Here is a 13,375-nt window from a genome sequence, read left to right on the forward strand (position 1 = left end):
CGTCGAAGTCCGACATGCTGACCGGAATAACCGAGTTACACCACTTCCAGGAGAATACTTCTCGAGGCGACAGTGGGCGTGACTTCCGAAAGGAACCCTCCTCGTCAGGAGCCGCCACCGCCCGACCGAGCGCTCTACGGGGGTTGCATTCGGGCACGGTGAGCGCCGCGTCATGCAGCCTTGACCGGATGATCCGGGTGGCGGATCTTGGAGCGGGCGGGCGAGTTCGGGCGAGGCGGCCCCTCAGCTGGCGCGTAGGACCCGGTTGAGAAAGTCGCGTGCGAGTTCGGTGAAGGCGTCGAGGTTGGTTTCCAGCAGGAAGTGTCCGGCGTCCCAGAGGTGAATCTCGGCGTTGGGTAGGTCGCGGCCGAAGGCCGTCGCTCCGTCCGGGTGGAAAATCTCGTCGTTGCGGCCCCACACCGCGAGCAGGGGAGTCTGGTTGGTCCGGAGGTACTCCTGCAGCCGCGGGTAGAGCTCACGATTGGTGTGGTAGTCGCCGAACAGCCGCAACTGCACCTCGTCGTTGCCTGGCCGCTGCAACCGCGCGTGGTCGATGGTCCATGTGTCCGGGGAGACCACACTGGGGTCTGGTACGCCGTGGGTGTACTGCCAGATGATCGCGTCGAGGCCGAGCGCAGGCCGCAGCGCGGCCTCCGTCTGCGGATTCGGGTCATCGCCGTACGCCCAGATCGGCTTCCAGAACTCAGGCACGAATCCGGCCTCGTAGCCGTTGCCGTTTTGAGTGATGATGGCGGTCACCGGAGCGCTCGGTTGGAGCGCGAGCCGCCACCCGATCGGTGCACCGTAGTCCTGGACGTAGATGGCGTAGCGGTCGACGCCGATCTGGTCGAGTAACCCGGCGGTGAGCCGCGCCAAGGCGTCGAAGCTGTAGTCGAACTCTTCGACCCTCGGGCTGTCCGACTGGCCGAAGCCGAGGTGATCCGGCGCGATCACGTGGTACCGGTCGGCCAGCCTCGGAATGAGCTCACGAAACATGAACGAGCTGGTCGGGTAGCCGTGCAGCAGCACCACCGCAGGGGCGTCAGCGTCGCCTGCCTCCCGGTAGAACAGCTGCCGCCCCTCGACTGTGGCGTACCGGTGGAGCACCCGCATCCCTAACCCCCATCGCTAGTAAGACCGGTTAGCTACGCTACTGCTAGACTTCTAACCCGTCAAGGGCGGTGATGGCAGTTAGGGATCGTGATGGCGGCATCGACCGAGGAAGAACTTCTCCTGCTCATCCTCAACAGCACGCCACTCGTCGACGGTAAGCCGCAGGATCTCTTCAGCGACGCTACGGCGGCGCGTGCGACGCTGCGGCAACTTGGCGGCACCGGCACGTTCGAGGAGTTGAACGCTGTACGATCCGCCCGCTCCCTGCTGCAGGGCGTGACTCGCGGTGAGCTGACAGCCGACTGCCTCGCACCGCTCCTGGTCGGCGTACGCCAAGTTCCTCACTTGACGGCGACGCGCCTCGATTGGCGGCTCAGCGCCCCGGCGGATCACCAGTGTGTTGTACGGGCAGTGCTCACCTGGGCCAGCCTGCGCGAGAGCGCCCCCGGCCGCCTGCGGCCTTGCGCGAACGCCGAGTGCCGCCTCTTCCTACTCGATCGAAGCCGCGCCAACACTGCCCGCTGGTGCTCAATGGCAACCTGCGGTAACCGACTCAAAGCGCGGCGACATTACCGGAAGACACGAACGCAACCCTCATAGAGATCCGGGTAAGGCGCAGCGCAGCCAGCGTGACGTACGGGGGCTGAGGTCCCCCCGCTGTCGCGGAGTGGTGGTTACCTGGCGCCGGTTGGCTCACGCTGAACAGCGCGGTCGGCGAGCCGCTGCCGGGAGTCACCCCGGACGCTGGGCCGCGCACTCGGTCGTCATGCCTCTGCCCGCGCGGCGAGGGCCGTGTTCATTGCCGCGAAGCCTGACTCGGTTGAGCGCAACACGCCGGGCATCATCATCACGAGCAGTCCGGAGAAGCGTTCTGACTGGGTGAACCGGGTCGACTCGGTGGTGAGCGGTTCGATGTCGAAGGAGTGCGCGCCGTCGAAGATGCCTGGGACGAGCAAGCGGCCGAGCCACGCGAGCCGCCGCTCGGGCTCGACGGCGGTGACGGTGGGAGTGAAGCGACGCGGCTTAGCCCCAGGAAGAGCGATGGTCACCGCCAGCCGAGAACCACGGGTCAGGCTGCCATCAAGGTTCGTGATGAACGGGTTCCATTCCGGGTACGCAGCGGCGTCGGTGAGGATCGCCCATACGCGATCTGCGGGCGCGGCGATGTCGATCGTGTGGCTGACGGTAGGCATGATCGTCCTCTCGTAGTCTGGCCTGAGGGCGACTCATTGGCCAAATCGGTTGTGCGACATCGTGTCGCGTAGTTTCAGGTTATTTCGGGAATGAAGTCTGGCGATCCGAATCGCCGTCAGTCATCGTCGGGTCACCAGACTCGCACCCGTGGCGACAGTTCGCGTCAGTGGACGCTACTAAGATCCCGACCGGTCACACCGTGCCGACAACTTGTCTGAGCACGGCCGACGCTACTGTAGCCCGCGACCTGCTCGAGCACGGATCGGTCATGAGGGTGTTCAGGCCGGACTATCCCGTCCACCTGCAGGATGCGAGGAATCGGCTACTGGATGCGCTTGGCGAGGTGGGGCGACCAACCGGCGAGGCCTGATGCTCAGGCGGCACATGCAGTGCCGAGGTGGACGCTGCCGGACGAGGAGGTCCGCCGTTGGTCAGGGACATCAGCCGACAGCGATAACGCATAGGTTTGGGGCCATGCGATGGCTGGAGGTTCGACGGCATTCCCTGACCAAGAAGGGGTCCGGTCGAGGGCGGGGTTCGCACCTGTCCACGGAGGGTGTCGACCTCGCCCGCCGCGTCGGCGCGGAGCTTGGCACCTTTGGCTACGTCCTGACCAGTACCTCGCCGCGAGCCATTGAGACTGCCCTCGCCCTGGGCTACGCAGTCGATGACGCCATCGACATGCCCTCCGGATATGTGCCGGACGAGGTTGCCCACCACGACCAGTGGACCTGGCCGCGGCCCTACGCCACCTACGCAGAGCTGGTTGAACGTGGCGGAGCGCTAGCGGCAGTGGCGCACGTTCACCGGGAAATCTGGACCAGGGCGGTCCTGGCTGTGCCCGAGGGCAGCGGCGCGCTCGTGGTCTCCCACGGCGGTTGCATCGAACCGGCGCTGGTGAGCTGCCTACCTCAGGGGGACCACGCGTCGTGGGGTGCGCCCTTCGGCCACTGCGACGGTGCGCGGCTGGAATTCGACAGCGGGCGATTCACAAGTGTCCGCCTGTGTCGCGCGCCAATTCGGTAAGCCTGAACGGAAGACACTCGCGGAACCGTGCTGGCCTGTCGCGCCGCTTCGACCTTGAGTCCAAGTCAGAGGGAGTCGACGTAAGCGGTCCGCGTCTAAGGCGCTGTCCTGGAGAGCGGTGGCAACATTCCGAGCATCGCACCGGGTACCGTGCCGGAACGGGCCTGGCGGGCGCTGGCCGCCGTCGCGGCCCGGCGCGCGATTTCGATCGAACGGCAACCCACGGAGGATCGATGAATCAGGACGACGAGACGTTTCTCCGGCAGGCGATCGACATCGCCGACCGGGCCGGCGCGGCCGGCGAACGCCCGTTCGGCTCGCTACTTGTCGGCCCCGACAGTGACGTGTTGATCTCCGACCACAACACTGTGGTTTCCGAGGCTGACATCACCGCCCACCCCGAGCTGAAGCTGGCCCGCTGGGCAGCGCGGGAACTCGACCCGGAGGTGGCGGCCGGCACCACGATGTACACCAGCTGCCAACCGTGTCCGATGTGTGCCACCGCCATCGAACGCTCCGGCCTGGGTCGGGTCGTGTTCGCGCTCTCCGCCGAGCAGTTCGAGAGCGTCAAGCCGGCGACCCCGGCTCCGAGCCCGGTCCGGTACGACGGGCCGGCGCTGTTCGCCGAGGCCCGCCGACCGATCGAGGACCACTACTGAGGTGCTGACGGCACCGACGAAACCTGATCGCCAGGGCGACTCGATCGGTGCGATGATCGACATCTGGGTCGCTAGCTCAACTGGCTAGAGCATCCGACTGGTCAGCGCGTCCGCTCTCCGCCTGCGCGGCTATTGGGGCGCTTCCTTCTCCTGTTGGATCGGAAGGTTCGGGGTTCGAGTCCCCGGCGACCCACTGTGCCGTCGGCTGGGCCGGCAACAGCCGGAGCCGATCGGAACGGGGGGAGGCGAAGTGCTCGACAAGCTGATCATCCAGAAGACCTTGCGCGTACCGGCGAGCACCGGCCCGGCGGGCGACGGCAGGCCGGTGGCTCGGCAACTGGACGCGGCGCTGCTGGACGTCGGGTTCTCGGCGTCGCGGGCGCTGCTCGAACACATCGGCACGCTGGCCCCCGCACCGGCGATGGATCTCGCCGCCACGGTTGTCTCAGCGGTGCGGGAACTTGTCGGTGACCATGTCCAGCACAACGCCTATTTCATCGGCTTCCCGGACGACGTGCCGGACACCGTCGAGTTCTGGATGGAACGGCTGCGGGCGGCGGTACTCGCCGGTGGGGGCGCCGCGACCGACGGTCAGCTGCGGGAGGCGGTGACCTCGGGTGGGGTGAATCTGCTCGCCCTGCCGGGTTACGGAACGTACCAGCACAGTCATGCCGAGTTGCTGGCCGCGCACGACGACCTGGTCACCGCTGCCGGTGACCGGCTGAGCCTGCTGCGGCTGGGGGACACCGTCGAGGTGGAGGCGACGCGGCTCTACCTGGCCCTGGCCGGTAGCTCGGTGCCACTCGGCGAAGCGGACCTCGCGATTCTCGGCGAACTCGCGGTCGCGTGTGTTGACGAGGCCCAGCCGGGTGCGGTGCCGGTTCGGGAGAACCGGGCCGTGCTCAACGGCATCCGGCTCGTCCTGGGACGGCCGCTGATCACTGTGGACACCACCACCGACGTGCTGCGTCTTGCCTGCCAGGTTTCCGCTGGGGACGTGTCGCTCGCGACCCCCACGCGTTTCCGTGCCTTCCGACGTCCGGAGCGGCGGATGCTGATGGCAGCGCTTGACGAGGTCGTCGGTGCGAGCCCGGGCAAGCTCGGTGATGTCGTGCGCTACGCGGAGCGGTGGAAGCGGCTCGGGGAACGGCTGCACCCGCACGAGTACGGCCAGTGGCCGTACGCGCAGGAGGTGTTCACGGTCGCGCGGGGCGAGCGACGGGCACCCGGCCTCGCCGGTCGGGCGGAGGCGGCCATCCGTGCCGGAGCTGTCGGTCCGGCCGCGTCGGTGTTGTCGGCTGCGCCCGGCCTGCTCCTGCGTTCCGCGGACCGGTTGCTGAGGCTGGCGTCGGCGTCGGAGCGCGCCGCCGTGGTCGAGGCCGTCACCGGTGCGCTCGGCTCCGCGTCGGGTCGGGTGCTGCTCTCGCTGCGGGAGCATGTCGACAACCGGTCGACGCCCGCGTCCGCCCGGATGTACGTGAACCGTTCGCGTCGCGCATGGGTCGGACCGGACGAGCGGCCGCCGCTGCCGGCCGATCTGGTGGCCGAACTGTCGTCGCTGCTCGATGTCGAGATCAGCGCCCGGCTGCCGGCACTGGAACGGCCGCTGGTGGTGGACCCGGAGGTGCTCGACGTCGCGCTGCCGCTGTCCGGCAAGGCGACCGACTGTGGATTCGCGGTGCTGCCGAGAGGTTCGCGGTCGTCGGTCTCCGGTGAGCTGCTGCGCTTCTTCATGTACTGGCGTCAGGCCAGTCGTCGCACCGACTACGACCTGTCGGTGTTGCTGCTCGATGACGGGTTCCACACCGCGGGTCAGGTGTCCTGGACGAACTATCGCCACGAAGATGTGGTGCACTCCGGTGACTTCACCGACGCGACGGACGGTGCGACCGAGTTCATCGACGTGCCGTTGACGGTCGGCGGGCGGTACGTGGTGCCACAGGTCCACATCTATGCGGGTGAGTCGTTCGACGAGGTCACCGAGTCGATGTTCGGGTACCAGACGCGGACGCGGGACCAGCGCGGCGCTCCGTTCGACGCGCGGACCGTGCGGGCGCGCTCGCAGCTGCGCGGCCAGGGCCGGATCGCGCTGCCGGTGGTCTTCGCCAAGGGTGAGCGGGGCTGGCAGGCGGTGTGGCTGCACCTGTATCTGCCGGGCTGGCCGTCGTTCAACCGGGTGGAGGACAACAGGTTCAACACGGCCGACCGGGTACGCGCGCTGATGGAGCGGCGCTACCTCACCATGTCCTACCTCCTTGATCGCTGGCGTACCCGAGCCGAGGTCAGGGCGTGGGACGGCCGGTTGCCGGATGAGCCGGTCACCTTCGTCGGCGTGGAGGTGCCGGAGGGCCTGCCGGACGGGTCGGAGGCATATACTTTGGACCGGCTCGGTGAGCTGATTCCCTGATAGCCGGCGACGGCCGAGGCCATGCGGGTGCTTCCTGCTGTTCCGTTCGATTCGGAATCTCCGCGCGAGCGGAGAATCGGTGTTCAGCACCCGCGCCCTCCTCGGCCCTCGTCACCAGCCAACCGTCAAGGGTGGTCGGGGGAGGTGCTGGGATGAGTTTCCGGCTGGCCGCGTACGCCGTGTGTGTCGAGCACGAGCGGGTGCTCCTCGCCCGGCACGTGTCGTCGGCTGGTGAGACGAGCTGGAGCCTTCCGGGCGGCAGGGTGGAGCACGCGGAGGATCCATTCGACGCGGTGATCAGGGAGGTTGCCGAGGAAACCGGCTGCGACGCGGTGGTCGAGCGTCTGCTGGGCGTGGACTCCCGGGTGATTCCCGCAGCTGAGGCATGGTCAGGGCAGGTGCACCAGAACGTCGGCATCTTCTACCAGGTCCGCATCACGGCGGGTGTCCTCCGGCCGGAGCCGAACGGTGAAGTTGCCGAGTCGGTCTGGACCCCGATACCGGACGTGGTGCACCTGCGCCGATCCTCCCTCGTCGACGTCGGTCTTGCCCTGGCACGGACGCGTCCGGTAACCGGCCATGTTCCTCCGGTCCCGGTCGGCGGGCTCATACAGCACTGAGACCGCTGACCGCGTCGACGGTCGCCGGGCCGGTGCGGTCCCGGCCACCGGGCGGTGTGGCTGCTCAGCTCAACTGCGCCCGAGCCACCCAGTGATGGTCGTGGGGCGGGCAGAGACGTTCGGGCGGCGAGGGCAGCCAGCGGCACTCGCCTGCGTGAAGCTGCCGCAGCGTGTAAGCCTCCGCCGTCCAGCCCTGGTGGCGCAGGAAAGCGCCGAGGTCGTCGAGGCCGAGTTGGAACGCGGATCCCCGCGACCTCATGAAGGCCAGGAACGTCTCGTTGGCCGGATCGGTGTAGAAGTCGGTGTGCGGTGCGTCGACCAGCAGGACCGACCCGAGCGTCGACATCTTCCGGACGGTCCCGATCAGTCGGGTGAAATCCTCGATCTGAAAGTAGGGGAGCAGCCCTTCGATGATCCAGACCGTGGGACTGGCTGGTTCGTAGCCGGCCGCCAGCAACCGCTGAGGCCAGGTTTCCCGGCGAAGGTCCTCGCCGAGGGAGACGCGACGACAGGCGAGGCGGTCCCGGACCGGCTCCAGCAGCCGTTCCTTGGCCTCCAACTGGCCCGGCAGGTCGATTTCGAAGAACTGGGTACGTGCGGGCAGGTCCAGGCGCCAGGCGCGGGTGTCACTGCCCGCCGCCAGGCAGACCACCTGGGCGATCCCACCGGCAGTTGCCTCGCCGAGTGCGACGTCACCGAAGCGGGCTCGGACGATCACGGATCCGATGGTGCCGCCGGCCGCCAGGGCCTCGGCGGTCATCGTTCGGGACCTGGGCGTGCTCAGCAGCGCCGCGTACCGGTCCACCAGGTAGGCGTCCGCACGATCGTGTTCCATGGCTCTGATGACGGCGGTGATGAAGCCGGTCTCCTTGACTGCCTGGGACCTGTCGTCGCGTACCGCGGTGTCCGTCGCTCCGCCCGCCGGGATGCTGTCACCGCGCGTCTCTCGACGAGGCCGAGTGACGGTGAGCGACGGTCGCGAGTTGACCCGGTCCTGATCGAATTTCCCGGTCTGGGCGTAGCTGCGGGAGATCGCGGCGAGTTCGTCCTCGCTGAAGACGTCGCTGACATCGTCGAATCCGTGGGGCGCTCGCTCGTGCGCCAGGGTGATCACCCTTTCGGGGCCCATGGAGCGGTTCGCGTTCTGCAGTTCCGTCATCTGCGGGCGGCGTTCGTCCTCGTAGGCCTGGAGAGCGCTGCCCACCTCCGCCTGGGTGGCCAGGTGCCAGGACAGCACCCGGGCATCGACGATGGCCTGCGTGGCGCCGTTGGATCCGGCCGGATACATCGCGTGGGCGGCGTCACCGACGAGCGTGACGTTGTTGAAACTCCAGCGCGGAACGGGGTCTCTGTCGATCATTGAATACTGTTGTACGTCAGAGGTGTCTTCGAGCAGACGTGGCAGGTCCACGCCGGGAGGTGCCCAGCTCCCGAACTGGCGCAGGACGGCCGCGCGCCGCTCGGCGACATTCATCGGCTGACGCTTGTGTGCCTCGGCCTCGCCGTCCGGAAAGGCGGCGACCCAGTTGATCAGGGATCTGCCCGGGGTGTCGTCGCGGGCGATGGGATACAGCACGAGCCGCCGCCGGTCATCGCCGAGCACCGCCATCGTGCTTCCCGTCAGGAAGTCAGGTCCCCAGGTGGTCCCTCGGTACATCGTCATGCCGTTCGACGGCGGTGGCCCCTCCGTCGGGTAGAACGCCGCCCGGACGGCCGAATGGATACCGTCGGCGCCGATGAGCAGCTCCGTCTCGACGACCCGCGCCGAGCCGCCCCGGTCCAGGAAGGTCCCGGATGTCAGCCCCGGCTCGCTGTGCAGTCCGACCAGCCGCGCGTCGGTGACGATGGCGCCCTCACCCAGGCGTCGCCGTACCTCGTCGGCCAGGACCGTGACGAGTTCGGCGCGGGAGATCGAGAGCTGTGGCCACCGGTAGCCTGCCAGAGTGCCGCGGTCCTCGCGCCACACGAGATCCCCGCGGGTGTTGAACATCGCCAGTTCCTGGGTGCGGACCGCACGCTGCCGCAACTGGTCGAGCAGTCCGAGTTCCGTCAGTTCGCGAACGGCGTTGGGGAGAATGTTCAGCCCGAGGCCGTGCGGACGCAGCTGCGGCTCGGCCTCGAAGACGGTGACCTGGTCGAATCCTGCCGCGTGCAGACTGATCGCGGTGGCCAGCCCCGCGATCCCGGACCCAACAATCATGATTCTCACTGTCGGCAACTCACCCTCGTACGTCACGGCAGCCGGACCCGCTGCACAGCGGTGGCGTTGAGCATGGCGCTGTTCTGTCTGGTGAGGGCGAGGATCTCCTCAAGGAGCCCCACGCTTCCCCCGCCACTGCCCAGCTCGTAGAGCCGGAGTTCCTCGTGGTAGGCACGTCGTGCCATCACCAGATGCTTTCCGCGAAACGACGTGAGCGTCTGGAGGGCACGGCGCAGGCTCCGCGCACTGGACTCCACGTGCTCGTTTCTGGACGGCGCGCCGGGACGTTCGAGAGCCGCCACGACCCGGGATGTGATGGACGGCGTCGCCGCCCACTCCGCGTACCGCTCCTGCCACTGGGGCAGTGTCTGCGACGACACCTCGGAGCAGAAGTCGAGGTAGCCAGGGCTTCCCCGGTCGGAGGCCCACAGGAGCAGGTCGATGAGGAAGATCGGGATGTGGGCCGCCGCCGGGCCCATGTACGCCCGGCCCGCGACCCGGACGTCCTCGTAGAAGGGCCTGAGCACACGCGCGAAGAACTCGGGCGTGACAGTCGTCCGGATACCGCTCATGACCGTGTCCGCCACCGCGATGTGCGAAGTGAGCGACGCCATCCGGCCCGCGTGGGCAGGGGCGGCCGGATCCTCGTCGAGAAGCGACAGCCCGATGTCGACGGCGCGGGCGAGGTGCGGCACGCAGGTGCGTACCGCGTCGATCAGGCTGCGTTCCATCGGATGGCCCGTGTAGAGCCGCTCCCGCTCACCGACCGGGTTCCAGGATGTGTAGTGGTACACCGTGTCGCGCGGAATCATCCGGGTACGTCGCCCCAGCAGCTGAAAGGACCGGGTCGCACCGGGGACAACCTCGAAGGCGGACACCCCGTGCCGCTGCAGACTGCCGAGATACATGCCCAGGTCCCGCATGGCGGCGAGACACTCGGTCGTGGTGAAAGCCGCGATGCTCTCCTCGGAGGGAAGCGCGGCGCCGAGCACCCGTACCAACGCGGAGACATCCGCGGCCAGGTTCAGCTTCGGCAACACCCGAAGCTCGTCGTCCAACCTCAACGGGTCGAGCTTTCGAACCTGCTCGTTGTTCTCCTCGGAGATCACATCCACATCTGCCCTGCGGTGCACGTGAACCCTTCCCCCGGGCGGATCCAGCGATCTCCTCGATTCGAGCAGGAAGGCCTTGTGCCGCACCGATACCTGACAGAGCCCTGACAGATGTGGGGTGGCGGACCAGTCAGACGTGCCGGGTGGGTCGGTAGGTGAGTTCCTGGGTGCGGCCGTCGAGCGTCCGGCTCTCGATCAGCTCCAGATCGAAGTCGGCAGCCCCCTGGAAGATCGGCTCCGTGCCGGTCTGACCAGTGATCACCGGAAAGATCGTCACCTGGACCCGGTCGACCAGGCCGGCGGCCATCAGCGCCCGGTTCAACGACAGGCTGCCGTGCGACCGCAAGGGCACCTCGGACTCCGCCTTGAGCCGGGCGACGACGTCGACGGCGTCGCCACGCACCACCGTCGCGTCCGGCCAGTCCAGGGGGCCGTCGAGGGTGCTCGACACCACAGTCGCCGGGAGGTTCCGCATCCGGGTGACCCAGGCGTCCCGTACCTCGGACTCCTCGGTGCTCGCGGCCAGCATCCGCGCGAACACCCGGTACGTGCCGGCTCCGAACACCATGCGCTGCTCTCCGCTGTACACGGCGAGACGGTGCTCGAGCAACTCGGGGCCCTGCTTGCCCCAGTAGCCGCCCCAGTTGCCGCTGGTGGTGCCGAAGCCGTCGAGGCTGGAGAAGACGTCGAAGGTGTAGGTGGCGGTCATGAAGTTCTCCTTGTCCGGGTGAGTGCGGCGCTACGGGCCTGTAGGAAGGCACGCTCGGTCTCGTTCGTGGCCAGTGCCATGGCCTCGTCGTACGCGGCCCGCGCCGCCGTGTCGCGGCCGAGCCGGGCCAGCAGTTCGGCGCGGGTGGCGGGCAGCCGGTGGTAGCCGGGGAGGTCGATGTCCTCCAACGCGGCGAGGGCCACCGCCGGTCCGCGCACCTCGGCTACGGCGACCGCGCGGTTGAGCGCGACGATCGGGGTCGGTGCCAGCGTGAGCAGTTGGTCGTACAGGGCCAGGACCTGTCGCCAGTCGGTGGCGGCACCGTCGGTGTGCACCGCGCTGATCGCGGCCTGGATCTGGTACGGGCCGGGCCGGTTGCGGCGCAGGCAACGACGGACCAGGTCGTGGCCTTCGGCGATGAGGCTCTGGTCCCACAACGACCGGTCCTGGTCGGCCAGCAGCACCAGTTCGCCGGTCGGGCCGAGCCGGGCCGGGCGGCGTGCCTCGGTCAGCAGCAGCAGGGCGAGCAGGCCGAGGACCTCGGGTTCGTCGGGCATCAACGCGGCCAGCTCGCGGGCGAGCCGGATCGCCTCGGTGCACAGGTCCGTCCTGATCAGCGGTCCGGCGGTGGCCGCGTAGCCCTCGTTGAACATCAGGTAGAGCACGGTGAGCACCGGCGGCAACCGGTCCGGCAGCTCATGTTCGGCGGGTACCCGGTACGGGATGCCGGCGTCGCGGATCTTCTTCTTGGCGCGCACGATCCGCTGGGCGACTGTCGCCTCCTGAGTCAGGTAGGCCCGGGCGATCTCCGGTACGTCGAGGCCACCGAGCAGGCGGAGCGTGAGGGCGGTACGCGCGTCGGGGGAGAGCGCGGGGTGGCAGCAGGTGAAGATGAGTCGTAGCTGGTCGTCCCGCACCGGTCCCACCTCCTGGGGCTCGTCGGGTTGGTGCAGCAGCATCGCCTCGGCGTGCCGGGCCTCGCGGGTCGTCTCCCGGCGGAGTCGGTCGACGGCCCGGTTGCGTGCGGTGGTCACGATCCAGGCGCCCGGGTTCGGCGGCGGGGTCCGCCACTTCTGCAACGCGGTGGTGAAGGCGTCCTGGACCGCCTCCTCGGCGAGGTTGATGTCACCGAGGAGACGGGTCAGGGTGGCGACGCAGCGGCCGTACTCCGCGCGGTAGATGCTCGCCAGGTCCATGTCGGGTGACCGGCTCCGGTTCAGGCCTGGGACAGGTCGTCGAAGGGCCGCACCTCGACCGGGCCGCAGGCTGCCGCGCACTTCTCGGCCCAGGCCAGCGCCGCGTCGAGGTCCGCGCACCTGATGACCCAGAAGCCGGCGATGTGCTCCTTCGTCTCGGCGAACGGCCCGTCGCTCATGGTGGTGGCGCCGTTCTCGATCCGGACGACGGTGGCGCTGTCCGGCGACAGGAGTCCGCCGCCGAAGACCCAGGCGCCGGCCGCCTGCATCTCGTTGTTGATTCGATCGGTCTCCCTGAACATGGTCTGCATCTCCTCGTCGGACGGCTCCGGTGCGCCCTCGACGAAATGCACGGACAGCAGGTACTGCTTCATGACGGTCCTCCGGTAACTCGATGGGTGGGTGTGGTCAGGCGGCCAGGCGGCGCGCGACGGCGGGGATCACGATCGCGGCCGCGACCAGGTGGGTGAGCATCAGCAGTGCCCTGGTGGTCGTGCCGGCGTCGATGATCACGTCCGGCACCAGTGAGAGCACGGTCAGCGCCACCGTGGTGCGGACGAAGGTACGCCGAGGACGCCTGGCGAAGCGGGACAACAGTGCGGCGAGGACCACGCCGATCAGCGAGAAGGCAGCGGTCAGTACGCCGAAGCCACTGACCGGGATCGGGACACCGCCGATATCGAGGCTGATCCCAGCCGCACGGCCGGCGGCGGCGACGGCCATCGTGGCGGCGCTCGCGGCAGCCGTGGCGAGCAGGCCGGTACCGATCAGCGCACCGACGGTCGACGTGGTGGCGCGGGTCGCGGTGGCGCGGGTCGTGGTCGCCGTGGTGCTCATCGTGCCCTCCAGGAGGCGTACCGCCCGGCTCGGTGCCGGGCTCTCACCAGGGCTACGAAAAGAGCCAACCCCGATCGACACGTACGCCAGAATTTTTTCGAAGAAGTTCAACTCCGGCGTACGGGCGCGCCGGTCACCGGGCAGAGCGGGGCGAATCCGACGACTAAGGTGTCGATCACGGCGAGGGCTGGGGCCGGGCTTTCTGCGGATAGATCGTCTCGTGACGGGCCAGCATGGCGACGAACTCGCGGATCTTCCGCTCGCGGGTCTGCGCCCGCTTGACGCCGTTGACGCGGTGGATG

General features: G+C 68.4%; 15 protein-coding genes and 1 tRNA gene. 6 read left to right on the forward strand and 10 right to left on the reverse strand.

The window, feature by feature from the left end:
- Positions 1–243: 243 nt before the first annotated feature.
- Together AB0I71_RS30535 and AB0I71_RS30540 are read right to left on the reverse strand one after the other, a co-directional pair.
- Positions 244–1,113 carry an alpha/beta hydrolase gene (locus tag AB0I71_RS30535; RefSeq protein ID WP_357590536.1) on the reverse strand — a complete coding sequence of 290 codons (870 nt, stop codon included), beginning with the start codon at positions 1,111–1,113 and terminating at the stop codon, positions 244–246.
- Between the two features lie 78 nt (positions 1,114–1,191).
- Positions 1,192–1,449, reverse strand: a complete 258-nt coding sequence (locus tag AB0I71_RS30540; protein WP_357590569.1) for a hypothetical protein — start codon at positions 1,447–1,449, stop codon at positions 1,192–1,194.
- Between the two features lie 75 nt (positions 1,450–1,524).
- On the opposite strand from AB0I71_RS30540, the gene AB0I71_RS30545 reads away from it, so the two are divergent.
- A complete protein-coding gene (locus tag AB0I71_RS30545) occupies positions 1,525–1,713 on the forward strand; it encodes a CGNR zinc finger domain-containing protein (RefSeq protein WP_357590565.1) in 189 nt (62 codons plus the stop codon).
- Positions 1,714–1,877: 164 nt separating this feature from the next.
- Here AB0I71_RS30545 and AB0I71_RS30550 read toward each other — a convergent pair whose 3' ends face one another.
- Positions 1,878–2,306 (reverse strand): SRPBCC domain-containing protein, encoded by a 429-nt coding sequence (locus tag AB0I71_RS30550; RefSeq protein ID WP_357590539.1) that lies wholly within the window; start codon positions 2,304–2,306, stop codon positions 1,878–1,880.
- Between the two features lie 475 nt (positions 2,307–2,781).
- On the opposite strand from AB0I71_RS30550, the gene AB0I71_RS30555 reads away from it, so the two are divergent.
- The 5 genes from AB0I71_RS30555 to AB0I71_RS30575 all read left to right on the forward strand — a co-directional run bounded on the left by AB0I71_RS30555 (position 2,782) and on the right by AB0I71_RS30575 (position 7,019).
- Positions 2,782–3,333: a hypothetical protein gene (locus AB0I71_RS30555; protein ID WP_357590541.1), complete on the forward strand. Its 552-nt coding sequence runs from the start codon at positions 2,782–2,784 to the stop codon at positions 3,331–3,333.
- A 233-nt stretch (positions 3,334–3,566) separates the two neighbouring features.
- Complete coding sequence (locus tag AB0I71_RS30560) at positions 3,567–3,992, forward strand: nucleoside deaminase (RefSeq protein WP_357590543.1); 426 nt, start codon at positions 3,567–3,569, stop codon at positions 3,990–3,992.
- 65 nt (positions 3,993–4,057) lie between these two features.
- Positions 4,058–4,185, forward strand: a tRNA-OTHER gene (locus tag AB0I71_RS30565).
- 57 nt (positions 4,186–4,242) lie between these two features.
- Positions 4,243–6,399, forward strand: coding sequence for a hypothetical protein (locus tag AB0I71_RS30570; RefSeq protein ID WP_357590545.1), 2,157 nt, complete (start codon positions 4,243–4,245; stop codon positions 6,397–6,399).
- A gap of 152 nt (positions 6,400–6,551) precedes the next feature.
- Entirely contained in the window at positions 6,552–7,019 is a 468-nt protein-coding gene (locus tag AB0I71_RS30575; RefSeq protein WP_357590547.1) for an NUDIX domain-containing protein, read from the forward strand.
- 64 nt (positions 7,020–7,083) lie between these two features.
- On the opposite strand, the gene AB0I71_RS30580 is transcribed toward AB0I71_RS30575, so the two are convergent.
- The 7 genes from AB0I71_RS30580 to AB0I71_RS30610 form a co-directional block, all read right to left on the reverse strand.
- Positions 7,084–9,219, reverse strand: coding sequence for an SAM-dependent methyltransferase (locus tag AB0I71_RS30580; protein WP_357590549.1), 2,136 nt, complete (start codon positions 9,217–9,219; stop codon positions 7,084–7,086).
- A gap of 32 nt (positions 9,220–9,251) precedes the next feature.
- On the reverse strand, positions 9,252–10,352 hold the full coding sequence (locus AB0I71_RS30585) for a monodechloroaminopyrrolnitrin synthase PrnB family protein (RefSeq protein WP_357590551.1): 1,101 nt from the start codon (positions 10,350–10,352) through the stop codon (positions 9,252–9,254).
- 109 nt (positions 10,353–10,461) lie between these two features.
- The gene (locus AB0I71_RS30590; RefSeq protein ID WP_357590553.1) at positions 10,462–11,040 is read right to left on the reverse strand and encodes a dihydrofolate reductase family protein; all 579 of its coding nucleotides are present in this window, start codon (positions 11,038–11,040) and stop codon (positions 10,462–10,464) included.
- A complete protein-coding gene (locus tag AB0I71_RS30595) occupies positions 11,037–12,236 on the reverse strand; it encodes an RNA polymerase sigma factor (RefSeq protein WP_357590556.1) in 1,200 nt (399 codons plus the stop codon). Before AB0I71_RS30595 ends, AB0I71_RS30590 begins: the two co-directional genes overlap by 4 nt.
- 20 nt (positions 12,237–12,256) lie before the next feature.
- A complete protein-coding gene (locus AB0I71_RS30600; protein WP_357590558.1) occupies positions 12,257–12,610 on the reverse strand; it encodes a YciI family protein in 354 nt (117 codons plus the stop codon).
- Between the two features lie 34 nt (positions 12,611–12,644).
- Positions 12,645–13,073, reverse strand: a complete 429-nt coding sequence (locus tag AB0I71_RS30605; RefSeq protein WP_357590560.1) for a DUF6069 family protein — start codon at positions 13,071–13,073, stop codon at positions 12,645–12,647.
- Between the two features lie 175 nt (positions 13,074–13,248).
- On the reverse strand, positions 13,249–13,375 hold a 127-nt coding region (locus AB0I71_RS30610), incomplete at its 5' end, for a YdeI/OmpD-associated family protein (protein WP_357590567.1).

Source organism: Micromonospora sp. NPDC049891, from assembly GCF_040660295.1.
Classification (GTDB): domain Bacteria; phylum Actinomycetota; class Actinomycetes; order Mycobacteriales; family Micromonosporaceae; genus Micromonospora.

Excerpts from the sequence above, each read along its gene's own strand:
- AB0I71_RS30535 (WP_357590536.1), bottom strand. The coding sequence starts at position 1,113 with ATGCGGGTGCTCCACCGGTACGCCACAGTCGAGGGGCGGCAGCTGTTC.
- AB0I71_RS30550 (WP_357590539.1), bottom strand. The coding sequence starts at position 2,306 with ATGCCTACCGTCAGCCACACGATCGACATCGCCGCGCCCGCAGATCGC.
- AB0I71_RS30555 (WP_357590541.1), top strand. The coding sequence starts at position 2,782 with ATGCGATGGCTGGAGGTTCGACGGCATTCCCTGACCAAGAAGGGGTCC.
- AB0I71_RS30560 (WP_357590543.1), top strand. The coding sequence starts at position 3,567 with ATGAATCAGGACGACGAGACGTTTCTCCGGCAGGCGATCGACATCGCC.
- AB0I71_RS30575 (WP_357590547.1), top strand. The coding sequence starts at position 6,552 with ATGAGTTTCCGGCTGGCCGCGTACGCCGTGTGTGTCGAGCACGAGCGG.
- AB0I71_RS30580 (WP_357590549.1), bottom strand. The coding sequence starts at position 9,219 with ATGATTGTTGGGTCCGGGATCGCGGGGCTGGCCACCGCGATCAGTCTG.
- AB0I71_RS30590 (WP_357590553.1), bottom strand. The coding sequence starts at position 11,040 with ATGACCGCCACCTACACCTTCGACGTCTTCTCCAGCCTCGACGGCTTC.
- AB0I71_RS30595 (WP_357590556.1), bottom strand. The coding sequence starts at position 12,236 with ATGGACCTGGCGAGCATCTACCGCGCGGAGTACGGCCGCTGCGTCGCC.
- AB0I71_RS30600 (WP_357590558.1), bottom strand. The coding sequence starts at position 12,610 with ATGAAGCAGTACCTGCTGTCCGTGCATTTCGTCGAGGGCGCACCGGAG.
- AB0I71_RS30605 (WP_357590560.1), bottom strand. The coding sequence starts at position 13,073 with ATGAGCACCACGGCGACCACGACCCGCGCCACCGCGACCCGCGCCACC.